Annotated in this window: 26 protein-coding genes; all 26 read right to left on the minus strand. The window is 45.7% G+C overall.

The features are described from left to right. Nucleotides 1–29: 29 nt before the first annotated feature. Entirely contained in the window at nt 30–917 is an 888-nt protein-coding gene (locus MHB54_RS02545; protein ID WP_023988201.1) for a MinD/ParA family protein, read from the minus strand. Next, nucleotides 914–2,356, minus strand: a complete 1,443-nt coding sequence (flhF, locus tag MHB54_RS02550) for a flagellar biosynthesis protein FlhF (RefSeq protein ID WP_028542720.1) — start codon at nt 2,354–2,356, stop codon at nt 914–916. Before flhF ends, MHB54_RS02545 begins: the two co-directional genes overlap by 4 nt. Then, a complete protein-coding gene (gene flhA, locus MHB54_RS02555; RefSeq protein ID WP_016820963.1) occupies nt 2,353–4,386 on the minus strand; it encodes a flagellar biosynthesis protein FlhA in 2,034 nt (677 codons plus the stop codon). Before flhA ends, flhF begins: the two co-directional genes overlap by 4 nt. A 23-nt stretch (nt 4,387–4,409) precedes the next feature. Then, the gene (flhB, locus tag MHB54_RS02560) at nt 4,410–5,522 is read right to left on the minus strand and encodes a flagellar biosynthesis protein FlhB (RefSeq protein ID WP_023988199.1); all 1,113 of its coding nucleotides are present in this window, start codon (nt 5,520–5,522) and stop codon (nt 4,410–4,412) included. Next, nucleotides 5,522–6,307, minus strand: a complete 786-nt coding sequence (gene fliR, locus MHB54_RS02565; RefSeq protein WP_023988198.1) for a flagellar biosynthetic protein FliR — start codon at nt 6,305–6,307, stop codon at nt 5,522–5,524. The genes flhB and fliR overlap by 1 nt, the downstream gene beginning before the upstream one ends. Before the next feature lie 10 nt (nt 6,308–6,317). After that, nucleotides 6,318–6,587, minus strand: a complete 270-nt coding sequence (gene fliQ, locus MHB54_RS02570; RefSeq protein WP_007430038.1) for a flagellar biosynthesis protein FliQ — start codon at nt 6,585–6,587, stop codon at nt 6,318–6,320. 37 nt (nt 6,588–6,624) lie between these two features. Further along, on the minus strand, nt 6,625–7,380 hold the full coding sequence (gene fliP, locus MHB54_RS02575) for a flagellar type III secretion system pore protein FliP (protein WP_013309901.1): 756 nt from the start codon (nt 7,378–7,380) through the stop codon (nt 6,625–6,627). Continuing rightward, nucleotides 7,377–7,910, minus strand: a complete 534-nt coding sequence (locus MHB54_RS02580) for a flagellar biosynthetic protein FliO (RefSeq protein WP_023988197.1) — start codon at nt 7,908–7,910, stop codon at nt 7,377–7,379. The genes fliP and MHB54_RS02580 overlap by 4 nt, the downstream gene beginning before the upstream one ends. Before the next feature lie 12 nt (nt 7,911–7,922). Then, nucleotides 7,923–8,288 (minus strand): response regulator, encoded by a 366-nt coding sequence (locus MHB54_RS02585; protein WP_010346372.1) that lies wholly within the window; start codon nt 8,286–8,288, stop codon nt 7,923–7,925. 29 nt (nt 8,289–8,317) lie between these two features. Next, nucleotides 8,318–9,628, minus strand: coding sequence for a flagellar motor switch phosphatase FliY (gene fliY, locus MHB54_RS02590; RefSeq protein ID WP_264453882.1), 1,311 nt, complete (start codon nt 9,626–9,628; stop codon nt 8,318–8,320). Then, nucleotides 9,618–10,616 (minus strand): flagellar motor switch protein FliM, encoded by a 999-nt coding sequence (fliM, locus tag MHB54_RS02595; protein ID WP_023988195.1) that lies wholly within the window; start codon nt 10,614–10,616, stop codon nt 9,618–9,620. Before fliM ends, fliY begins: the two co-directional genes overlap by 11 nt. A gap of 43 nt (nt 10,617–10,659) precedes the next feature. Further along, entirely contained in the window at nt 10,660–11,133 is a 474-nt protein-coding gene (locus MHB54_RS02600; protein WP_023988194.1) for a flagellar basal body-associated FliL family protein, read from the minus strand. Beyond that, a complete protein-coding gene (locus tag MHB54_RS02605; RefSeq protein ID WP_013309896.1) occupies nt 11,130–11,354 on the minus strand; it encodes a flagellar FlbD family protein in 225 nt (74 codons plus the stop codon). The genes MHB54_RS02600 and MHB54_RS02605 overlap by 4 nt, the downstream gene beginning before the upstream one ends. Nucleotides 11,355–11,414: 60 nt before the next feature. Next, on the minus strand, nt 11,415–12,224 hold the full coding sequence (gene flgF, locus MHB54_RS02610) for a flagellar basal-body rod protein FlgF (protein WP_071640489.1): 810 nt from the start codon (nt 12,222–12,224) through the stop codon (nt 11,415–11,417). 104 nt (nt 12,225–12,328) lie between these two features. Further along, nucleotides 12,329–12,709 (minus strand): TIGR02530 family flagellar biosynthesis protein, encoded by a 381-nt coding sequence (locus MHB54_RS02615; protein WP_053325260.1) that lies wholly within the window; start codon nt 12,707–12,709, stop codon nt 12,329–12,331. Further along, nucleotides 12,706–13,239 (minus strand): flagellar hook capping FlgD N-terminal domain-containing protein, encoded by a 534-nt coding sequence (locus MHB54_RS02620; RefSeq protein WP_053325259.1) that lies wholly within the window; start codon nt 13,237–13,239, stop codon nt 12,706–12,708. Before MHB54_RS02620 ends, MHB54_RS02615 begins: the two co-directional genes overlap by 4 nt. Nucleotides 13,240–13,258: 19 nt before the next feature. Next, on the minus strand, nt 13,259–14,716 hold the full coding sequence (locus MHB54_RS02625; RefSeq protein ID WP_264453884.1) for a flagellar hook-length control protein FliK: 1,458 nt from the start codon (nt 14,714–14,716) through the stop codon (nt 13,259–13,261). Between the two features lie 26 nt (nt 14,717–14,742). After that, the gene (locus MHB54_RS02630; protein WP_053325257.1) at nt 14,743–15,726 is read right to left on the minus strand and encodes a magnesium transporter MgtE N-terminal domain-containing protein; all 984 of its coding nucleotides are present in this window, start codon (nt 15,724–15,726) and stop codon (nt 14,743–14,745) included. Between the two features lie 47 nt (nt 15,727–15,773). Next, on the minus strand, nt 15,774–16,217 hold the full coding sequence (gene fliJ / locus MHB54_RS02635) for a flagellar export protein FliJ (protein WP_013309890.1): 444 nt from the start codon (nt 16,215–16,217) through the stop codon (nt 15,774–15,776). Between the two features lie 10 nt (nt 16,218–16,227). Next, a complete protein-coding gene (fliI, locus tag MHB54_RS02640; RefSeq protein WP_013309889.1) occupies nt 16,228–17,547 on the minus strand; it encodes a flagellar protein export ATPase FliI in 1,320 nt (439 codons plus the stop codon). Continuing rightward, nucleotides 17,534–18,370: a FliH/SctL family protein gene (locus tag MHB54_RS02645; RefSeq protein WP_023988188.1), complete on the minus strand. Its 837-nt coding sequence runs from the start codon at nt 18,368–18,370 to the stop codon at nt 17,534–17,536. The genes fliI and MHB54_RS02645 overlap by 14 nt, the downstream gene beginning before the upstream one ends. Beyond that, the gene (gene fliG / locus MHB54_RS02650; RefSeq protein WP_013370674.1) at nt 18,363–19,379 is read right to left on the minus strand and encodes a flagellar motor switch protein FliG; all 1,017 of its coding nucleotides are present in this window, start codon (nt 19,377–19,379) and stop codon (nt 18,363–18,365) included. The genes MHB54_RS02645 and fliG overlap by 8 nt, the downstream gene beginning before the upstream one ends. Before the next feature lie 11 nt (nt 19,380–19,390). Further along, on the minus strand, nt 19,391–20,974 hold the full coding sequence (fliF, locus tag MHB54_RS02655; protein WP_023988187.1) for a flagellar basal-body MS-ring/collar protein FliF: 1,584 nt from the start codon (nt 20,972–20,974) through the stop codon (nt 19,391–19,393). A gap of 35 nt (nt 20,975–21,009) precedes the next feature. Continuing rightward, complete coding sequence (gene fliE, locus MHB54_RS02660) at nt 21,010–21,324, minus strand: flagellar hook-basal body complex protein FliE (RefSeq protein ID WP_007430020.1); 315 nt, start codon at nt 21,322–21,324, stop codon at nt 21,010–21,012. Between the two features lie 39 nt (nt 21,325–21,363). After that, nucleotides 21,364–21,816: a flagellar basal body rod protein FlgC gene (gene flgC / locus MHB54_RS02665; protein WP_013309884.1), complete on the minus strand. Its 453-nt coding sequence runs from the start codon at nt 21,814–21,816 to the stop codon at nt 21,364–21,366. A gap of 6 nt (nt 21,817–21,822) precedes the next feature. Beyond that, the gene (gene flgB / locus MHB54_RS02670) at nt 21,823–22,230 is read right to left on the minus strand and encodes a flagellar basal body rod protein FlgB (RefSeq protein ID WP_013309883.1); all 408 of its coding nucleotides are present in this window, start codon (nt 22,228–22,230) and stop codon (nt 21,823–21,825) included. Nucleotides 22,231–22,585: the final 355 nt, after the last annotated feature.

The raw sequence follows: 22,585 nt of genomic DNA on the forward strand, positions 1-22,585 counted from the left end.
TTAAACACCTCTGTTTCCTCTCATCAAAATCAATGTACAGAACGCCGCAACCATTTTTGCATAAACCCTTTAATTCCACTCAATGCACCTGATTGCGGAATCTGTGGCATTGCTGCAAAACGGTGTGCCAGATTCAATACATCTCTTGAAGCCGCACATCCCGGAAAAGCAACCATAAAAGGTACTTGCCTTTTGACTGCTTGCATGACATGAGTATCATCACTGATATGTCCAAGCAACGGGATTTCGATCTCCAAAAAGCGTTTCGCAACCAGTGCGATCTTATCGGCAACTTGACGGGCCTCATTATCGTTATCGGCACGATTGACTATAATTTTGAATACCGTATCCTTTTGTAACCCGCTGACGACTTTAATTAGCGCATACGCATCTGTTAAGGACGTCGGTTCCGGTGTGGTTACGACCAGGCATTCGTCAGCTGAAGTGATGAATTTAAGGTTTTCTTTGGATAAACCTGCACCTGTATCAAATAGAATGTAATCCATATCTGCCGCCATTTTCTCTACTTCTTCGGCAAAATAATTCAGATCGTTATCCGATAACGTAAACAATTCGCTCAAGCCCGATCCTCCAGCAATATAAGGCAAACCACCTACACCCGTTTGAATAATTTCATCAATTGATTTCTCTCGTTTTAGCAGGTGAAGAAGATTGTATTGTGAATTGGCTCCCATTAATACATCAATATTGGCCATACCTATATCAGCATCAAACACAAGTACCTTTCGACCAAAGGATTGCAGAGCCAGAGCAAAGTTCAGCGTGAAATTGGATTTGCCCACCCCGCCTTTACCACTGGTGATCGTTATAATTTTTGCTTGACGATTACGTGGGGGCAATCGATATTTATCCAAGGAAGAAGCCATTTGTCTAAGTGATTGGGCTTGGTCACTCATATGGAATCTCCGTTAACTCCTGTTGATGCTTTGGGTCCAAGCAGCATGCTTGTCACCATTTCTGTATCGGGATGAAGCAGGTCGTCAGGAACATTTTGTCCATTGGTAATATAGGCCAGCTGCATCGGAAAATGATGCAAAAGGTTAAACATCCCACCACAGCTACCTGTCTCGTCCATCTTAGTAAATACAACCTTACCAAGACCAAACTTGCTGAAATGTCCAGTTATATTGAGCATATCTTTACTTTTGGATGTCAGACTGAGTACCAGATACGTCTCACTTTCATTAATAGGCGAGAGCAGACTTTGCAGTTCCGAAACAAGTAATTCATTACGATAATTTCGTCCTGCGGTATCCATGAGGATCAGGTCACAATGTTCCAGACGTTGAATGGCTCTGTGGACGTCACCAGGAGATTGCACAACTTCAAGCGGTACATTCAAAATCGTAGCATATGTACGCAGTTGCTCGACGGCTGAAATCCGGTACGTGTCAGAAGTAATAAATCCAACTTTGCGATGATGCTTAAACAACTGCTCTGCTGCTAACTTGGCAATGGTTGTCGTTTTCCCTACTCCGGTAGGACCTGCCACATACACAATTTTGGTATCTTTAGAGATCCCTTTGTCCAGTCTTGTCTGAATAAAACTGGCCACTTCCTCACGAAAGGCTTGTTCCCAATCAAAAGTTTCAGGCGCAAAAGGGTGCTCACTCCGACGCACATATACCTGTTCGAGCCAATACTCCAGTAAATCACGTTCCACTTCCTGCTCCAGTACACGCTCACAAATCTCTTGCAACGGCTCCGGCCAAGTACTTTCCAATGAAGAATTTCGGGAAAACCGAGTCATCATGGCTTTCATTTCCCGCAATTCATTAAGCAGAGCCTGATTTTCTTCTACTCCGCTCTTATCTGGAGCACTTACTTCAATGGGCTGTTTAAACAGTTCACTGGATGATTTCATGTTCGAAAGCAATGCTTCATGATCAAGTGCTTGAGATATAGTCTCCAGATTATTTGCAGACCTAGATGACAAATGCTCAGTTGCTGAAGCAGCTTGTTCTTCATTAATCGTTAATTCAGCTTGTTCTTCTTTGGAACCACCCGTCATCTGCGTTACCCGTCGATAAGCTTCTGGAGCAGCTTGTCTGGGAACCACAGGCATAAATGATTTTTCTGGCTGTTCAGGAGCGTTCATTAGAGGTGAAGCCGCCTGGGCAAGTTCTTGTGAAGAGGGTCCAAACCGTCGTGGCTTTTGAGGTTGCTTCTCCTCTACCGCAGCAACCACTTCGATTTTCTTTTTACTGAACATTCCCATGAAACCGCCGACCTTCATTTCTTTTGTACTTAAAATGACGGCGTCTGTTCCTAAGTCACCCCTGATTTGCAGCATAGCTTCTGGCATGGTATCCACTACATATCGTTTCACTCTCATAAGTTCACCACCCCGACACTTTGAATTTCAACGTTCGGCTCCAGCTCACTGTACGACAGCACCGGGACATCCTGCATAGTCCGCTCCATCACTTGCCGCAAATACATACGAATTGTCGGTGACGTTAACACAATAGGCTGCTGTCCAGATTGAATAAGGCGGTTGATTTGCTCCATCATTCTTTGATACACCGTTTGCGTAGACACCGGATCAAGAGCCAAATAGCTACCTTGCTCCGACTGTTGCACGCTTTCAGCAATTTTCTTCTCCAATCCTGGTCCCACTGTAATAACGCGTAACGTCTCCCCTTGTTGGGCAAATTGCTGCGTAATCTGGCGGGACAACGCCTGACGGACATATTCAGTCAGCACGTCGGGATCTTTTGTATAAGTGCCGTAGTCAGCTAATGTTTCGAAAATAGTCACCATATCGCGAATGGAGATTTTTTCTTTCAACAGCTTGGCCAGCACTTTTTGTACATCCCCAATCGCAAGCACAGAAGGAATAAGGTCGTCCACCAGCACTGGATAATTCTCTTTGAGATTGTCGACCAGCGACCGTGTTTCCTGTCTGCCAAGCAACTCATGAGCATGTTTCTTGATCGTCTCCGTAAGATGAGTAGCTACAACTGAAGGTGGATCAACTACGGTATAACCCGATAGTTCCGCAACATCCTTGGTGTTCTCATCAATCCAGAGCGCAGGTAATCCGAAGGCTGGTTCCGTCGTTTCGATTCCTGTAATAGAATCATCGTCGTATCCTGGACTCATAGCCAGGTAATGATTTAACAGAAGCTCTCCGCCGCCCACGGTATTACCTTTAATTTTAATTACATACTCGTTAGGCTTGAGCTGAATGTTGTCCCGAATACGAATGACCGGCACAACCAAACCCAGCTCCAAAGCACATTGACGACGGATCATAATAATCCGATCCAATAAATCCCCGCCCTGCTGTGTATCCGCCAGCGGAATTAACCCGTATCCAAATTCAAATTCAATTGGATCTACTTGAAGCAGATTAATGACACTTTCCGGACTACGGACTTCTTCAATTTGTTGCTCCTCTTCCAGCTGTTCATCGGCTATCTGCTTGCGCTCCATATTGCCCTGCATTCTTCGAGCCGCGAAAAACAGCAGTATCGCCAGTGGAAGAGTTGTAATGATATGAATAGGTGTGAAAAGTCCCAATAATGCAATTGTGGCTGCCACAATGTAGATCAGTTTTGGATAAGAAAAGAGCTGTCCAGTTAAATCCTCCGCCAAGTTGCCATCCGACGTAGCCCGCGTAACAATCAAGCCTGACGCCGTGGATATGAGCAGTGCGGGAATCTGGCTGACCAGTCCGTCACCGATGGTGAGGACAGAATAAGTCGACAGCGCCTCTTGAAATCCTTTTCCCTGAACGGCCATACCGATAATAAAGCCACCGACCAAGTTAATGATCAAAATGATAATACTAGCAATGGCATCACCTTTAACGAATTTACTCGCACCATCCATCGCTCCGTAAAAATCTGCTTCCCGTTCGATTTTACTGCGTCGTTCACGGGCTTGCTGCTCATTGATCAAACCTGCATTCAGATCAGCATCAATACTCATTTGTTTACCCGGCATCGCATCCAACGTAAACCGTGCGCCTACCTCAGCAACCCGCTCAGATCCCTTGGTGATAACAATGAACTGTACGACCACGAGAATGAGAAAGACAACAAAACCGACGGCAATTTGCCCTCCTGCAATCCAACTACCAAACGTAGCAACTACTTCCCCTGCATGGCCCTCACCTAAAATAAGTTTGGTTGTAGAAATATTAAGTGCCAATCGAAACAACGTTGTAATGAGCAACAATGAAGGGAAAATAGAGAACTGTAATGCTTCCTTCGTGTTCATAGAAACGAGTAGAATCATCAAAGCAATAGAAATATTAATGACGAGTAGGATATCCAGCAGCCATGATGGGATCGGGAGAATCATCATAAGAACGATACCGATGACGCCTGCAAGGACAGTTATTTCTTTTATTTTCACGGGTCTCTAGCCCTCCGATCCCTTTATTTCACTTTACCTTTTAATTTATATACATACGCCAGCACTTCGGCAACGGCCTGGAACAGATCAGCTGGTATCGCATCCCCGATTTCGGCTCGTTGAAACAGCGCCCGCGCCAGCGGCTTGTTTTCCATCGTTATTACGCCGTTTTGCTTGGCAATTTCTTTAATTCGGAGTGCAACGTAATCTTGCCCTTTCGCAATAATCTGCGGCGCTTCCATCTCCGAACCGTCATATTTCAAAGCCACAGCAAAGTGCGTAGGGTTGGTGATGATGACATCTGCATTAGGAACCTCCTGCATCATACGCTGCATAGCCATACGGCGCTGACGCTCGCGAATTTTCCCCTTGATCAGCGGGTCACCCTCCATTTTCTTGTATTCATCCTTAATGTCCTGCTTGGACATTTTCAGGTTTTTCTCATGCTCGTAACGTTGATACATATAATCCAACACCGCTAAAACGAACAGCACCACACCAATTTTGAGTCCCAGTTCCATTGTTAATGAAGCTGTAAAGCTCAACATCTGATCGCCGGACATTTCAGCTAGTTTGGGTAGGTCAGCCTTTGTTTTCCAGAGTACGCTGTACACCAGATAACCAATTACGGTCATCTTTAAAACAGATTTCAGGAATTCAACCAATGACCTCATGGAAAAAATATTTTTGAATCCTTTAATCGGATCAATCTTGCTAAACTTGGGCGTAATGCCCTCTCCGGTTAATAAAAAACCGATCTGCATGTAATTTGCTACTATCCCGATGACAATAGCCCCAATAAAAATAGGTGCCAGCATAATCAAGATTTGCACGCCGTACTCACCCATCATCAGCAGCGTTGTGTTCGGCGTTACCTCCATAGAGAGCCGATTCACAAAAATATCTCGAAATAGTCGAACTGCATGATCCTTAAAATACCCGCCGAAAATCATGAGGCAAAAAAACGTAACCAGCAGGACACCAGCGGCGGGCAACTCCATGCTTTTGGCAACCTGCCCTTTTTGTCTTGCATCCTGTTTCTTTTTGGGTGTAGCTTTTTCCGTTTTTTCCCCTGAGAACAACTGCAGGTTCATAGCATATTTAAATGACAAACTACGTTCCTCCAGACCAGACATTAAGGACGATTACCCATAATATCCAACAAGTTGCGCATGGATTCGAACATCACAGAAAACAATCTTTCGAATATAAAAGCAAAACTTGGCATGAGAAGCAGTAACATGAACAGTCCCACAATAATTTTAAGAGGTACACCAATAACAAAAATGTTGAATTGTGGCGCTGTTTTAGCTAAAAAACCGAGTCCCACATCTGTTAAAAAGGTAGCCACTACAATGGGAGCAGCAATTTGAAAAGCAAGCATAAATGATTCCGCAAAAGAACGTACCAGGAATTCAGTTACACTGCCACCATACAGCTTTACAAAAAAATCATTTGTCAACGGTACCCAATCATAGCTGTATAAGATAGCATTTAGCAGATGATGGTGCCCATTTATACTTAAAAAGAACAATACAGCTATGGCAAACTTGAAATTCCCCGTTAAAGGCGTTGAAGCCCCTGTCATGGGATCAAACACACTCGCCATTCCGAAACCCACCTGTAGGTCTATAAAAGAACCTGCGGTTTGGATCGCTGTCATGAACAGATATGCAGTAAACCCCAATAACAACCCAATCAGCACTTCACGGCCCACTAAGAGCACATACGCTACATCAGTCGGTACCTGTTGATGCGTACCATATGTAAGATACACGACCAAAGCTAGAAATCCTGAAATTCCGACCTTAAAGATATTAGGTACCCCTCGGGTTGAAAAAATAGGCGCTACTACAAAAAATGAGGTAATCCGACAAAAAATCAGCAAAAAAACAGGAAAACTCTGTAACAATATGTTCATAACATTCAGCCTAACCTATATATTTGTACAAATTGTCCAGAATGTTATACGTAAAGTCCACTAATGTGGTCAATATCCAGGGCCCGAACAAAAGCAATGCCAGCAATACGGCGACAATCTTCGGAACAAAGGCCAGTGTTTGCTCCTGAATTTGGGTTGTCGCCTGAAAAATGCTGATAATCAAACCCACGACTAGCCCCAAAATCAGCATCGGAGCGCTCACCTTGAGTACAATGTACACCGCTTGCCCAGCCAGGGAAATAATAAACTCCGAAGTCATTGCCGTCCTCCTTGATTGCTGTCCTTGCATGAAGTATTCATGTGTTAAAACTCAGAAGCAATGATTTGACAACCAAATACCAACCATCTACAAGTACGAAAAGCAGTATTTTAAAAGGAAGTGAAATCATTACTGGTGGTAGCATCATCATCCCCATAGCCATGAGTGTACTCGACACCACAATGTCTATAACTAAAAATGGTATGAAAATCATAAAGCCCATCTGAAATGCCGTTTTCAACTCACTGATTGCATAAGCCGGAACCATCACCGTTAGTGGAATATCCTGATAATTCTTTGGTTTTTCCATCTTGGTGTATTTCATAAAGAGCAGTAGATCCTTCTCACGTGTATGAGAGAACATAAAGGTCTTGATCGGTACCGATGCCTTATCCAGCGCCTGAGACTGTGTTATATCCCCCTTGAGATACGGCTGAAGTGCAGTTTCATTCATAGCTGAGAACGTCGGTGCCATAATGAATAAAGTGAGAAACAAAGCCAGCCCGACAAGCACCTGATTAGGCGGCATCTGCTGGGTTCCCAGCGAAGTTCGCACAAAGCCAAGCACAATCACAATTCGCGTAAAACTTGTCATAAGTACAAGCAACGCGGGCGCTACACTAATGACAGTAATAAGTAAAATAATAGACAGCGAGGTGGCACCGGGCTGTCCTTTGTCCGAATTGCCGACTTGAATATCAATGTTCGGAATCGGTTCCGCAGAGGCCGCCGTCACCGAAATGAAGCTGAACAAGACAAGCAGCAAACATGCAAGTATAATCTTTTTTCTCATGAATCTCCCGACCGATCTGTAGTATTCTCCTCATTGCGCAGCTTTTCAAGTTTATCCTTGCGATTCGGCATTTGCCGAAGCTTGGATTCAAACATCTCGTGAAAAGATGTCTCCTCTTCAGGCTGCTGCTGTGCCGCGTTGTTCCGGCGAAGCTTATCCGCAATTTTAGCGAATAGCGGGGCAATCGGGCCGCGCTGCAGAGAAGCTTCTTGCTCCAGTGCGGCCAAAATTTGCTCCACTTCTTCAGGATCGGATACTTTGTCAACAAGCCGGATATCTTCTCCCACACCAATGAGGTACACACTGCTACCAACTTCAACAAGCTGAAGGGATTTATTGGGACCAAGTCCCACGCCTCCCAGTATGCGAACGGAGCGGTTGCTGAACCAGCTCTGATTTCTTTTACTCAAAAACCGTATCAAGTACACGATCAGTACGATGATAAAGATTAGCACGAAAAGGACCCAGGCAATGTTGCCTATATTGCTGGATGTACTCAATGCGTCAGAGGCACCCTGTTGTGTATCCATACTGGGTGCGCCTTACACACCCAGTGTTTTGTTGATGGCTTCGATAACCCGATCCGATTGGAAAGGCTTAACGATAAAATCTTTTGCGCCAGCTTGAATGGCATCAATAACCATTGCTTGCTGACCCATCGCGGAACACATGATAACCTTTGCGTTCGCGTCAATTTGTTTGATTTCCTTCAGAGCGGCAATGCCGTCCATTTCAGGCATCGTGATATCCATCGTAATCAGGTCCGGACGAAGCTCCTTGAATTTCTCAATGGCCTGTGATCCGTCCTGGGCCTCTCCTACTACTTCAAATCCATTTTTGGACAGGATGTCCCGAATCATCATTCTCATAAATGCAGCATCGTCCACGATCAAAATACGGTTTGCCATCTGAAATAAATCCTCCCTAAATTATGCTTTTATTGTAATTTTTGAATACGGTCCCATTGGCTTACAATATCTGTTACACGCACGCCAAAGTTCTCGTCGATTACGACAACCTCGCCCTTGGCAATCAGTTTGTTGTTAACCAAAATGTCCACCGGCTCCCCGGCAAGCTTGTCCAGTTCAATAATTGAACCTTGTGAGAGCTCCAGAATATCTTTAATTTGCTTTTGGGTCCTTCCTAATTCTACGGTGACTCTAAGGGGAATGTCCATCAATAAATTTAAATTGTTTTCATCCACTTGCGCAAATGCACCGGACTGCAAGTTAGAAAATTGTACAGGTTGTACATTTACATTACGTCCCGGTACTGCGCCGTAGTGATGAGGCGTTCCGTAAGGAGCTTGCGGCGGTACACCAGCTGGCATTCCATAACCCGGTGTTCCATAGCCTGGAGCGCCCTGCTGCCCATATCCCGGGTCTTGAGGATACATTGGCGGTTGTTGCCCATAGCCTGCGTCTTGTGGCGCCTGCGCGGCTGCAGGCGGCTGCTGATAGGCTGGTGCAGGCGGTTGCTGCGGAACGCTAGCTTGTTGCGGCGCTTCAGGAGTTGCTGTTGCAGCTACCTGCTGTGCGGACGCTTGCGGTTGTTCCTCTTCCTCTCCGCCATTCATTAGGATGCTCACCATTTTTTTGGCGAAATTAACAGGTAACAATTGCATCAGCGTAGAGTCAATAAGATCCCCGATCAATAACCGGAAGGATACTGTAATGAGCGTCTCTTCATCCGGCAGACTGGATACTCCATCACCGTGCATAGGATCCAAAATATCAATCCCCGGTGGAGAGATATTAACAAAACGATTAAACATGGTAGACATAGAGGTCGCCGACGACCCCATCATCTGGTTCATCGCTTCCTGCACGGCACTGATGTGGATTTCATTCAATTCTTCATCTACTGGGTTTCCTTCACCACCAAGCATTAAGTCCGCTATCACTTGTGCATCACGCTTTTTGATTACGAGTGAGTTAATACCCTCGAATCCATCGACATAATTTACATGTACAGCTACGTGTGGCTTTGGAAATGCAGTTTCAAATTCAGAACGGGTAATAATTGAAACTTTAGGTGTCGTAATATCCACCTTTTGACCGAGCAGTGTGGAAAGAGCCGTAGCCGCGCTGCCGAACGTTATATTACCGATTTCCCCGAGAGCATCCTGCTCCAGAGGAGTCAGAAAATCGTCAACGGTCTTGTTGGCGGGAGTAGAATCCGTCCCCGCTTCAGACTGTTTCAGCAAGGCATCGATTTCCTCCTGGGACAAATAGTCTTTACTCGTCAATTTCTTCAACTCCTTCGTTGACAATTTCATCAATTTGTACGGCAACACGATCTCTTACCATGCCGGGACTTCCCATAAACTTCAATTTCTCGCCTACCCGGATGGATAGTCCTTCTTTGACAGGCTTGTTCAATGAAATGACATCCCCTACCGAAAGACCCAGAAACTCGGCTACATTTATCCGGGATTCACCCAACTCCGCAATAATAGGGAGCTCTGCTTTGGTGACCCGTAATCTCAAGGCGTCGATCTCTTCGGGCGCCCTTGATTTCTTTTCGGATGTAAACCACTGGTGCGTGGACAGTCTGGCCATAATGGGTTCCAATACCACGTGCGGGATACAGAGGTTAATCATCCCTGTGGTATCACCAATTTTGGTGCTAAGCGAAATCAGAGCAATCGTTTCATTCGGCGAAACAATCTGCATGAACTGCGGATTTGTTTCCATCGCCTCTAGGCGCGGTTCAATGTCTAGTACCGTTTTCCAAGCCTCTTGCAGGCTATCAAAGGTACGACTGAAAATTCGCTCCATGATCGTCGTCTCGATTTCGGTCAACGCAGCAACCTTTGACGGTGCCGAACCTGTTCCTCCGAGTAGCCTGTCCAACATGGCATAAGCAACGTTCGGGTGAACCTCAAGCACCATACGGCCTTCCAGCGGTTCAGCTTCAAAAATGTTTAGAATGGTCATTTTCGGAATGGAGCGAATGAATTCATCATAAGGAAGCTGCTCCACCTGAACGACATTAATTTGGACAAAAGTACGAAGCTGCGCTGAAAAATATGTGGTCAGATACCGTGCAAAGTTCTCGTGTATCCGCGTCAGACTCCGTATATGATCCTTGGAAAACCTCAGCGCTCTTTTAAAATCATAAGCGCGAACTTTCTTTTGGGTATCTTCCTTTTTAAGTTCTTCCGCATCCATTTCACCGGACGAAAGAGCTGCTAAAAGGGCATCAATTTCCCCTTGTGACAGTACATCCACCAATGTTATTCACCCCCTTACGTGTTCCTGACAAGTTCACCTGGAATCAAATGGCTGCCAGCAAAAAGTCTGTAATTTTGGCGTTCCCCAGGTGACCTTCAGGGAGCGACTTGTTGATGAGATCCGTCAGCTTGTCACTGAACTGGTCCCGGCCTTTAGCCGTTCTGAGCTCATCAGGTTTGGTGTCTGCAAGTAATTGAATAACGATGGGCTTAATACTGATATCTTTGATTTTTTCAAAAGATTCTTTTGCTTTGGCATCGTTCAATTGAAAAGATAGGTTCATCTGGACAATGTAATCTGCGTCTGCCAAATTCGTTTTGATACCGGTAATTTCAGAGCTCACTTCCACCAATTCATCTGCTGACAATCTTGGAAGTTGTTCTGCTTGAGCAGCTTGCGCATTCGGTATGACTTCCGACTTCTTCCCGCTAAGCGCTGGTATAAGTACAAAGGCCGCGCCTGCAATCAAAGTAATCGCGAGTAAAATTGTAATGAGCCATGGCAGCATCTTCTTCATTCGTCTTCCTCCATTTGTTGCACTTTTATCGTGGCGGCATGCATGCCGATTTCACGGCTGTAACCCTTGATCAAGGAGACGACATCTGCCGCTTTTTCCAATACAATCAACCGTTTCCCCGTCACCAAAGTGACGTATGTATCCGGTGTTTCCTCCACAGTCTCAATGAGCAGCGCATTAAGCCACATAGGCGAGCCGTTCAGCCGCGTTAACGGGATCATCGTAACACCAACCTCCTGATAGGTGCGGAGGAGCCTCTACTCCTCCGCGTTTAAATGAGATTATCGTTTCAAGTTTACAACTTCCTGAAGCACTTCATCCGAGGTCGTAATGATACGCGAGTTCGCTTGGAATCCGCGCTGAGCTACGATCATTTCGGTAAATTCGCCTGTCAGATCAACGTTGGACATTTCCAGCTGACCCGCGATGATAGCTCCACGCCCCTCTGAGTTGGCTGCTCCAGGCTCAATTGCATCAATATTTGAGTTGACCGTAGTACGGTACAAGCTCCCACCGATTTTTTCTAAACCTTCTGGATTCGTGACTCTGGCTAATCCAATTTGTGTACCATTATCAACTGTTCCGTCATCCAATTGTTGTACAATTGTACCGTCCTGTGAGATGGAGAACGCTGTAACATTGTCAGCAAGTGTGATGGGATCTCCACCCGCATCTCCTACGAAAAATCCATCAGATGTAACCAGATTTCGGTTCGCGTCTACATGAAAATCGCCCGCACGAGTCAGATAAGGAACTTCCTGTGCATCATTCATTTTGACCAGGAAAAATCCGTCACCGTTAATACGTAAATCCGTTGGGTTATTCGTAGTCATTGCACTACCTGGAAGGTGGAGTGTATCAATTGAACTGACCGATACCCCCAAACCTACCTGTTTGGCATTCTGCCCGGCGGTTGTGGTTCCGTCTGGTGCACTTGCGCCTGAACTCGTTTGGCTCAAGATATCCTTGAACATCACTCGGCTGGACTTGAAGCCTGTAGTATTTACGTTTGCAATGTTGTTACCGATAACGTCCAGCTTCGTTTGAAAGCCCTTCATGCCCGATACACCTGAATACATTGATCTCAACATTGAGTATAAATCCTCCTCTGATTGGTTGCTTAGTTGACCGCATCAGTCGATCCGCGGCTTTTTCATGGCTTTCCTATTCGGGCCAGCCACTTCGTATACATTTTTCATGAAATAATTACAGCACTATCTATCTGCGTAAATACGTTATCCTCCATGGATTTCTTATCCATCGCGGTAACAACTGTTCGATTAGGTACACTTACAATCAAAGCCATATCCTGCATTAAAATCAACGATTCTTTGGCGCCTTTGGCAGCTGCTTTATCCACAGCAGAGTTAATTTTCGCCATTTGGTCACTTCTCAACTCTATTCCCCGCTGCTCCAGACGCTTGGCTGCATGGTTGCTCAGCTTGAGCACCTGATCCTGCAACACCTGACCGAACGGTCTGGCATCCTTGGATACCGAATTCACTCGGTTTTGTGAGATTGCTGCCGGGGGCACGTTGGCGGGAAAAAGGCGTCCGACCGTTAGCCTGTCATTCATGAGTTCTCACCGCTTCCAGTAGAGGAAGAAGATGAAGTATCCGATGTATCTGTAGCGGGAGTCGTTGTGTTAGCCTGGCTTACTGATGTTACATCTTTTAATGCTACCTCAGCCGCTCCCATTTTGGCATACTGCACACCGTCGCGAATAACGATGGAATCCACGATTCCACTTTTCACTGTACCCGCGCCTGCTTCACCTGTAATGGAGTCTTTTTTACCTGCCTCAATCCAGCTGACTTCTTTTCCTATCAAACCGGAAGCCGTACCCAAAGACTGTCCCAATGCATTCAACTGCGTAGAAATGTTCATCAGTTGTTCCACCGAGGAAAACTGGGCCATTTGAGCGATAAATTCTTTATCCTCCAAAGGCTGCATCGGATCCTGATTTTGTAGCTGGGTGATCAAAATTTTCAGAAATTGATCTTTACCCATCGTTTTAGTATCCTTAGCACTTGCTGTTTTGACATTGTTCACATTGTAATTCGGCCAGACGTTACTGGTGGATACATTGTTGTCTGTAGTCGTCATTGTGTTCTCACCTCCATCATTACGCTTGTGCTGTAAAGGAGCCTGTCCGATTCATATCATCTGCGCGTTGTTCTGCTGTCCAGTTACGAAGCTCTTCTGCCATTTCAGCTACCTTCATAGCATCCTCGCTCTCTTCTCTACCACGAGCTTTGGAACGTTGGTTGGATTGCTGCTGCTGATTAGCTCCAGATCCGCGTCCATCCTGATACATATGGGAGGAAAGCGACTCATTGTGCGTTACTTCTACCTTATCTACCTGGATACCTTGGCTCTGCAGGCTCGAACGCAGCTGCGACATTTGCTGTTCCAGCAAATCCTTCGCTCCGCTATGCTCAGTCATGAACTGGGCAACCAGATGACCATTTTGCATTGTCAGCTTAACCTCCAGCTGGCCCAGATGATCTGGACGAAGCATGATAGTCGCTTCCGTCAAACCAGTGTGTTTTACAATGTCAAGTTTCTGCACTACAAATTCGGTCATCTCCTTGGCAAATTGCCGTACATGTACGACTGGTTGAGCCGGAGTCGAAGGTGTTGTTCCTTGCGTTTGTACCGAAAGCTGTCCCGCAGTCGTGATCACTGGAGTCTGATTGTCAGTTGCTGTCGGATCCGCTTGCTCAGTTGCATCTACGAATGCACTCGCTTCATCCGCTCCAGTCGTCTTAACTGTAGACTGAACGAGAATATTAGTTGATGAACGTTGCCCTTCTGAACCTTGCTGATTAGTTTCGCCCTGACTTGCTTGCTGCTGAGAAACAACAACCTGTTTGTCTGTAGTAGCTGTAGCTACGGTCTGAGTACCATTTGCTCGATTTGCAGAAGGCTGAACCGCTTGTGAATCCCCACCATCAGCAAGTTCCACAGCTTTCATTACACCATTCCACTGCTCATCGGAAATAGCTCCCGTCCCTGCCGTTGCGCTTTGGAGCGATTGTAGCAACTGTGCCACCTGGGACTTTTGGTCTCCAGAAGCCTGCTCTGCTACATTGGCAAGTTGTGACAAAGCGTCCTGCAATGCAAATCGAAGAGTAGCAGGGTTGGCTGCCAAGGCTGTTAAGCCTGTCGCCTCTGACGTTTCTCCACCGTTTAACTGTTGATTTGTTCCGTCGCCTTGCAAAAACTGTTGTACTTGCTGAATCCACGCTTGCAGAGAAGCAAGCAGAGCAGGATCGGCAGCTACCTGATCATCCAGCTTTTCGAGATTTTGCAGCAAAGGAGCCAGTGTTTCGACCAGCGGCTCGGTTGGAGCTTCCGTGGATTCTCCGGTTGCAATCAGCGGAAGTACCATAACTAATGGAGAACCGTTCGCATCTGTGCCTGCTGAGCCCATTTGCCCGCCTGTCATCATTTGCGTAAGTGTTTGATTAAAAGCACCCGTGGTTGCTCCGGCAGCCGTGGCTGTACTCGTTGTTGAGGCTGTCGTACTGCTAGCTGTTTGACTGGAGCTGAGCGATACACTTTGAGAAATAAGGGTCATTTATTTTTCACCTCCCTTCATTTAAATTACTTACTGCCCATCAGTTTGTTCAAAATTTTTGCAGTCTGAGCCGCATCCTTGGCAGACATATTTTGTAGTAAAGAACCACGTGTCGAATCATCTACTGTATTTAATATGTTTAATGCCTTGTCTGGACTGATTTTGTAAGTTTGTAAAATAAGTTCGGCACCGCTCTTCTTGTCCATGGAAGCAAATGTGCTACTGATTTGAGTGCTTTGCAAACTCTTACTCGTCGTGCCAGCTGTGGTACCTTGATCCTTTTTCAGACGAGACTGCAACGCAGCAACTGACAAATCCGTAGATGGCGTTACGTTTTTCAGAGCCATAGTAATATCGGCTGCTTTTTTAGCGTCCATCTTTTGCAAAATCTTTGCACTGTTGGCAGGGTCCATGTAGCTTAGCAGCTGCACAGTCTCTTCCGTAGTCAGATTCTCCATAATCGGTGCCGCTTTACTAGCTGTCATTCCTTCATACATGCTAGCAAGATCTCTGGCCTGTTTTACATAAGGATCTTCATTTGTTGTTCCACCTGTAGTTTGCGTACCAGCCTGTCCCTGCTGACTGGCCTGTGGCTGCTGTTCCTGTTGCGTTTGCAGCGTATTGACCTGATTCTGCAGTTCAGTAACCTTTTTATCTTGTGTCGTCCTAGCAGCGGTAGCCTTTTTAAGCTCCTCCGTCTGCTTGGCTAAATCTGCCTTTAACTGCTGAATGGTTGCTTCAGAACTTTCAGACTGTGCCTTCTGATCTGCCTCTTTCGTCTGGGTAGCCTTATCTTTCGGTTCAGGCACCCAATTTTTAACAACTGGTATTTTGTTCCCTAATGAAATCATTTCGCTTCTGAAGTCCATATTGAACAATGTAAGCAGGACCCCGACCAGAACGATTGTGAACACAATCGGAATCAGGAAAAACATAAACCGTTCAAATCCCCCGCCTGATTCTTTTCCTAAATCCATATCCAGTTCATTTTCTGCTAACTTCTGTGCCATCGTCTTCCTCCTCAGGCAGCTGATATGCGTATCCTATGACTTTCCGCTTACCGGGCTTTCATGGCAAATCGCACGGAAGCCATTTCATCCAGCTCGTTCTGCTCGCGCAGGAGCATTTCCTGTTGGAATTTCACGTTGGCCTTCTCTCTCGCTTTCAGCCAAACCTGTTCATCCAGCATTTTATCGGTCAAAACGGTTTGTTTGCTTTGCACATTTTGCTGCGCATATTGAACATCCCTATGCTTGCGTGTAATACATTGGTCCAGATGATTAACATAAGCCTGTAATTCCTGAATGGTAGAGAGTGGCGCGCAATCCTCGGCAGCCTTTTGAATGGCTGATATGACCCGATTCCTTTCGCCTACAAGCTGTGTTAATGTCTGCTCCTCAGCCTGCAATTGTCCAACAGCACTGGAAAGCAACCATTCGGCCTGTGACTTTTCGTTGGTTTTCAAGTCTACAACTTTCTGAAAGGAATACTGAAATCTCATCGTTCAACCTTCATCTCCTCGTAAATTCAGAAATCAAACGCTCCCTTACCTCGTCCAGCTCAGCCTTTTCATCTGTTCTTTGTCTTGTAAAATCCCATATATCCCGTATACGCTCCATGGATTCGTCAATTTCTGCATTTGAACCCTGCTGATAGGCCCCGATATTAATCAGGTCCTCCGAATCTTTGTAGACGGCCATCAAGCGCTTAATGTTCTCGGCAGCGTCTATCTGATCTCGTGGTGCGATATCCTTCATAACCCGGCTAATACTCGCTAACACATCAATTGCGGGAAAATGTCCTTTGTTCGCAATCCCACGATTCAAGACAATGTGTCCATCCAAAATCCCGCGCACCGCATCCGCGATGGGCTCGTTCATATCATCACCATCGACCAGTACCGTATAAAAAGCGGTTATGGAGCCAGTAGGACCTGTCCCTGCACGTTCTAGAAGCTTAGGTAGACTAGCAAACACGGAAGGTGTGTACCCTCTCATTGCTGGCGGCTCCCCTACGGCTAGTCCCACTTCACGTTGGGCCATCGCATACCGGGTAACTGAATCCATCATCAGCATGACATTTAACCCGCGATCCCGAAAATATTCCGCGATCGTCGTTGCAATAAGTGCACCCTTAATACGGATTAACGCAGGCTGGTCGGAAGTTGCCACAATGACCACGGAACGTTCTAGTCCCTCCGGACCTAAATCCCGTTCAATAAAGTCCAGCACCTCGCGTCCACGTTCCCCGATCAAGGCAATTACATTCACATCAGCTTCCGTATTACGAGCAATCATTCCCATCAAGGTACTTTTACCTACACCCGAACCTGCAAAAATACCAACCCGTTGTCCTTTACCGATAGTAAGCAACCCGTCGATAGCGCGCACCCCGATACTGATTGGTTCCTGCACACGCGGACGATTCAGCGGATTGGACGGAATATTGAAGGTTGAATATCTCGCCATTCGAGAGGGAATCAATGAGCCATCCAGAGGCTGACCCAATCCGTCCAGCACTTTGCCTAACAGCTCCGACCCGACCTGCACATTCAACGGTTTCCCTGTTCCTACAACATCACAACCGGGACCAATGGATTGCAGTTCTCCAAGTGGCATCAGAAGCACTTTATTGTCCCTGAAGCCTACGACCTCCGCTTGCAACGGCTTTGCCGTTTTACCCGGATAAATGTAACAAACATCCCCGATACTGGCGTCTGGACCTTCCGATTCAACCATCAGGCCGATAACCTGCGTAACCTTGCCATTTACCCGAACAGGGTCCAGCTGGCGCAAATGATCCATGTAGCGCTGCGCATTAAGCCCCTTCATGTCTTCGCTCCTCATTCTCATGTGCCAGACGCAATAATTCCTTTTTGATCTCAGCTAATTGCGTATCAATCCGCGCATCCACACTTCCAAAGGAAGAACGGATAACACAACCGCGATCTTTCACGGTACCATCAGGAATAATTTGCAGTTCTGCCTGCGAATCGACAGTTAATGACAATTCTTCTCGCGCACCTTGCACAAATGCGAAATGCTGAGGCGACACACACAATGTAATGGTTCCTTTTTCCCGCTTACGAGCCAAATTTTTACGAATTAATTCAATCGTGTATTCAGGCTCAAGGCTAAGCTGTTTCTCAATGACCTTCTCAGCAATAGCACTACTCAGTTCAACCAGGAAAGGCTCAGCTTCCTGAATCAGTTGTTCCTTGATCTCATAGGCCTGACGCAGAATATCCTGTGCTTCTTCCATCATCTGCTCTGATTTCGTCTGGAGCTCGGCCTCAGCCAGCTTCTGACCTTCTTCATATCCTTGCTGAAACCCATCAGCTTTTAACGACTGAGTTAACTGCTCGTCATGCTCGCGTCGTTCCTGCCACCAGGCTTCAATCTGCTGCTGTGCCTCCTGAAGCATCCGTTCCGCTTCTTCAGCTGCGTCGCGAACCTGACGTTCGGCAAAATCCTTAGCATCATTCAGCATTTCATCCCGCAGCCGTTCAGCCTCGTGATCTCGCTGAGGCTCCGGCTCCGTATATTCAGTTGTGATTTCTTCATCCGTCGTTTCTGGCGCATACGTATGTGCCACATCAATTGTTTTCAAAGCCTCTACAGGAACATATTGGAAAGATTTAATCAAGTTAGACAATGATGTCATCTCCTCCGCCGCGTGCGATTATAATCTCACCGGCCTCTTCCAATCTGCGGATCGTCGATACGATACGTGTCTGTGCTTCTTCCACATCACGCAACCGCACCGGTCCCATGTACTCCATTTCCTCTTTGAAGGTTTCTGCCATACGTTTCGACATATTTCGGAAAATCACATCGCGTACTTCTTCACTGGACACTTTAAGCGCCAATTGCAAATCTGCATTGTCGATATCGCGGATAATGCGCTGAATGGAACGGTTGTCCACATTGACGATATCCTCGAACACGAACATTCTTTTCTTGATTTCCTCAGCCAGTTCTGGATCTTGAATTTCAAGCGAGTCGAGAATCGTACGTTCGGTTCCGCGGTCTACGCCATTCAAAATCTGAACAATGGACTCGATACCACCCGCATTTGTATAATCCTGCGTTGCGGTTGCAGATAGCTTTTGCTCTAACACTCGTTCCACCTGGGAAATAACTTCCGGAGATGTACTGTCCATGACAGCGACACGCCGGGCCACATCTGCCTGTTTTTCCTGTGGCAGAGACGACAGAATTGCAGCCGCCTGCTCGAATTGCAAGTACGAAAGCACGAGAGCAATCGTTTGCGGATTCTCATTCTGTATAAAATTCAATATCTGGTTTGGATCAGCCTTGCGGGCAAAATCGAAGGGTCTTACCTGTAACGTCGCTGTTAGACGGTTAATGACCTCAACTGCTTTTTGCGACCCGAGTGCTTTTTCCAATATTTCTTTAGCGTAATTAATACCGCCTTGGGAAATGTACTCCTGAGCCAAACAAATTTGATGAAACTCGGCCATGATGGAGTCTTTCTCAATGGCATCGACCTTCCGCACATTGGCAATTTCCAATGTAAGTTGCTCGATCTCCTCATCACGCAAATGCTTGAATATTTGAGCAGATACCTCTGGTCCCATTGTGATGAGAAGTATAGCCGCCTTCTGTCTTCCCGTTAAACCTTGACTGCTTGCCTTTGCCAATGAACTCACCTCTATTCGTCAGCCAGCCATGTACGAAGCAGATTGACGAATTCGTCGGGTTTCTTTTTCGCCAGACTTTCAAGCTGTTTACGCACTTGACTTTCATTTGTCACACTTTCCATGGTAATAGACGGGAACTCCGTCGGCGTTGGCATGAGTTGCAATTCTTCATCCAACTCTTCTTCCTGATTACGACGACCGCGTACGATGAGGAAGATTACACCCGCCAGCAGTGCCAGAACAGCAGCTCCGATGCCCCATAGCCAAGGGTTGGAAGCTGAGAAGAATGTATTCGTGCTCGCAGGCGCCGGAACAGCTTGTGAGAACACTGAAACCTTCTTAGCCAAATCAGCGTCTGTAATAGTAGTACCAGAATTCGCTAACGACGCTCTTACAATATTAACCAAAATATTTTGAATTGCTGTCTGAGTTGCAGTATCCAACGTTTGCTGACCTGTTGGTGGTTCAACTGCTACATTAATGGTTAAATCTTTTACAGTGTACGGACTTTGGATAATATCCCTTGCAATTCGGTTAACTTCGTAGTTAATCGTACTTGAACTCTTATCTGAGCTGGTATTGCCGGAATTAGCTCCTCCAGGATAGCCTGGAACATCCTGTGTTCCTGTTCCTGCAACTCCTCCGGTTTGTCCACTACTGCCCGTATAGCTTTCCTGAATTTGTTGGGCGCTAATTTCAATACCCTTCATTTTCGTTTGATCAACAGGTGTGACCATTTGTTCCTTTGATGTTACTTTGTCGAAATTTAGCTGGGACATAACCAGCACATTTACCTTGTCGTCTCCAACAATTTTCGACAAAAATTGTTGAACATTATTCCTTACATCGCTCTCAAACTTCTTCTGTAGAGCCATGTTTTCCTGAACACCACTAGTGAGCCCACCTTGGCCGCCCTTGGCCGTTGGAATCAACTCATATTCCTTATTGGTGATCGTAATGTTTTCCACTGGCAGATTCGGTACGGCCGTTTTTACCAGATTAAAATATCCGTCGATCGCTTGCTGATTTGGAGTAAAGCCAGGCTCGAATTCCATTTGAATCGAAGCGGAGGCTTTGTCCTTTTCTTCAAGTCCGGCAAAAATGTTTTCCTTTGGCATATTAATGACAGCTTTGGAGCTTTGGACACCATCCATCCGTTCCAACAGTTGCTGTATTTCGCCGTTCAATGCATTATTGTACTTCACATTGAACTCGTTCTCCGTCATACCAATGGCAGAGGAGGACTGGTCAAAAGCACTCATGCCGATTGAACCCTTCTGAATCAGGCCTTGAGACCCAACATCTACCTTCGCCTTATCCGCATTAGCGGTTGGAACTGAGATTTGTGTCCCACCAGCATTAAGTTGATACGGTATACCCGCAGAATCGAGATATTTAATGACTCCGGCTGCATCGTTAGCATTTAAATCTCGGAAAGCCACTTCATACTCGGTTTTAGTAAACTGCATCGTTAGCACTACAACGGCGATAATGATGAATGCTAATGTCGAAACAAGTAATATCTTCTGTTTTTTGCTGAAATTATTCCAATACCCGGAAATCTTATCCCGATATTGGGCGATTCTCTCGTTCACTCCGTCACCCCATCCGAAACTTTGCTAAACCCTCTTTACATCTGTGTACGCATGATCTCCTGATAGGCTTCGATCGCTTTGTTTCGGACCTGTGTAGTAAGCTGCAGGGAAAGCAGCGCTTGTTGGGAAGTGATCATGACCTGATCTACATCAACTTTGCCTGCCATGAATTGGTCGGACATCTGGTGCGTAGCGGCTTCCTGCTGCCCTACTTCATTGAGAGCATCCTTTAGGAAGGAACCAAAATCCTTCAAGGATTCGGAAGGCGTCGCTTTCGTCAACTCATTGTTAGGCGATTGAATCTGCTGTATTACCGGTGTCTGTACATTAAACATGGCGTTCTGAATCATGTTTTACTCTCCCTATTAAGTAGTTAGTAGTCCTAGAACTTAGCGACCGATTTCAAGCGCTTTGGAAACCATAGCCTTTGATGCATTCAGAGCTGTTACATTGGCTTCGTATGAGCGTGTTGCGGAAATCATGTCGACCATTTCTTTCATAATGTCTACATTAGGCATATATACATAGCCATCTTTATCAGCGTCCGGGTGACCCGGATTGTACACAGGCTTCAAAGGTGACTGATCTTCCTGAATTTGCGAAACCTTAACGCCAGCAGCGCTTGTGCTACTTCCTTCCATTTGAGCCTTTAAAACATCGGCAAAGCCAGATTGGTTCGGCTCCAAAACAACCGTTTTTCTCCGATATGGAACTGCTTGTCCATTCTCTACTTTCGCCCGAGTTGTCTCTGCGTTGGCAATGTTGCTAGATATAACGTCCATCCGCAACCGTTGGGCCGTAAGAGCAGATGCACTAATATCAAAGCCGTTGTTAATCTTCACCTAGTCCTATCTCCCTTCTACCGCTGTTCTCATCATTTTGATGCGCTCATTAATTTCTTGGATGTAGGTATTATATCTTAGTTGATTTTCAGCCATAAGACTCATTTCTCTGTCGATATCTACGTTGTTCATATTGTTATTCATGACTGAGTACCCATCTTTGGTGACCGTGGCATCTGGAATGGAGTTCACAGGTCCTATTTGAAAATGTCTTGAATTGGTTACTTTTCCACGTAGTGGTGTGACATCACCGTCCATTTGCTGCTGAAGCAGTTCTTCAAATGAAACCTCCGAACGCTTAAAATACGGGGTATCCGCATTGGATATATTGTCCGCCATCACACGTTGTCTCGTATTTGCCGCCTGTACACCTGCCTGAAGCTTTTGAAAGCTCATATCACCCAGCAGATTCATTTAGCTCCTCCCTCCCAGCGTCTACTCCAAAGTAAGATTCAATAAAACAAGATTTTTCACTTTTTTTCGACAATAAAATTTCATAATTATACATTTCTTTTAGGTCTTAAGTAGAAAATAATAACTTTCTGTCATATATTCTAAGTTTCGTAGAGTTGGGACCTAATTACAATAAGAAAAAAGCCCTATCTTTTTTAAAAAAGAGGGCTTTAGATGCATAAAATGTTAAATTTTTCAGGTTTATTTCAAGAAAATGAATGTTTTCTTAGCACTTTACACCTGTAAAAGATTATACGTCCTACTTTTGGAATAGACAGAAAAATCATCAACTTGACCATTATCTAGGTCTAAACGA

It is taken from the genome of Paenibacillus sp. FSL M7-0802 (assembly GCF_038004945.1).
In the GTDB taxonomy this organism is placed as follows: Bacteria; Bacillota; Bacilli; order Paenibacillales; family Paenibacillaceae; genus Paenibacillus; species Paenibacillus polymyxa_B.

What these genes read in the sequence shown, in the direction of transcription:
- fliQ (WP_007430038.1), bottom strand. Translation starts at nt 6,587, where the DNA reads ATGACTTCGGAGTTTATTATTTCCCTGGCTGGGCAAGCGGTGTACATT.
- flhB (WP_023988199.1), bottom strand. Translation starts at nt 5,522, where the DNA reads ATGTCTGGTCTGGAGGAACGTAGTTTGTCATTTAAATATGCTATGAAC.
- MHB54_RS02630 (WP_053325257.1), bottom strand. Translation starts at nt 15,726, where the DNA reads ATGGCACAGAAGTTAGCAGAAAATGAACTGGATATGGATTTAGGAAAA.
- fliJ (WP_013309890.1), bottom strand. Translation starts at nt 16,217, where the DNA reads ATGAGATTTCAGTATTCCTTTCAGAAAGTTGTAGACTTGAAAACCAAC.
- MHB54_RS02580 (WP_023988197.1), bottom strand. Translation starts at nt 7,910, where the DNA reads ATGGATACACAACAGGGTGCCTCTGACGCATTGAGTACATCCAGCAAT.
- MHB54_RS02545 (WP_023988201.1), bottom strand. Translation starts at nt 917, where the DNA reads ATGAGTGACCAAGCCCAATCACTTAGACAAATGGCTTCTTCCTTGGAT.
- flhF (WP_028542720.1), bottom strand. Translation starts at nt 2,356, where the DNA reads ATGAGAGTGAAACGATATGTAGTGGATACCATGCCAGAAGCTATGCTG.
- fliE (WP_007430020.1), bottom strand. Translation starts at nt 21,324, where the DNA reads ATGATTCAGAACGCCATGTTTAATGTACAGACACCGGTAATACAGCAG.
- MHB54_RS02585 (WP_010346372.1), bottom strand. Translation starts at nt 8,288, where the DNA reads ATGGCAAACCGTATTTTGATCGTGGACGATGCTGCATTTATGAGAATG.
- MHB54_RS02600 (WP_023988194.1), bottom strand. Translation starts at nt 11,133, where the DNA reads ATGAAGAAGATGCTGCCATGGCTCATTACAATTTTACTCGCGATTACT.
- MHB54_RS02620 (WP_053325259.1), bottom strand. Translation starts at nt 13,239, where the DNA reads ATGACGACTACAGACAACAATGTATCCACCAGTAACGTCTGGCCGAAT.
- fliR (WP_023988198.1), bottom strand. Translation starts at nt 6,307, where the DNA reads ATGAACATATTGTTACAGAGTTTTCCTGTTTTTTTGCTGATTTTTTGT.
- flgF (WP_071640489.1), bottom strand. Translation starts at nt 12,224, where the DNA reads ATGTTGAGATCAATGTATTCAGGTGTATCGGGCATGAAGGGCTTTCAA.
- MHB54_RS02625 (WP_264453884.1), bottom strand. Translation starts at nt 14,716, where the DNA reads ATGACCCTTATTTCTCAAAGTGTATCGCTCAGCTCCAGTCAAACAGCT.
- MHB54_RS02605 (WP_013309896.1), bottom strand. Translation starts at nt 11,354, where the DNA reads ATGATCCCGTTAACGCGGCTGAACGGCTCGCCTATGTGGCTTAATGCG.
- MHB54_RS02615 (WP_053325260.1), bottom strand. Translation starts at nt 12,709, where the DNA reads ATGAATGACAGGCTAACGGTCGGACGCCTTTTTCCCGCCAACGTGCCC.
- fliP (WP_013309901.1), bottom strand. Translation starts at nt 7,380, where the DNA reads ATGAGAAAAAAGATTATACTTGCATGTTTGCTGCTTGTCTTGTTCAGC.
- fliI (WP_013309889.1), bottom strand. Translation starts at nt 17,547, where the DNA reads ATGAAGGGGCTTAATGCGCAGCGCTACATGGATCATTTGCGCCAGCTG.
- flgB (WP_013309883.1), bottom strand. Translation starts at nt 22,230, where the DNA reads ATGAATCTGCTGGGTGATATGAGCTTTCAAAAGCTTCAGGCAGGTGTA.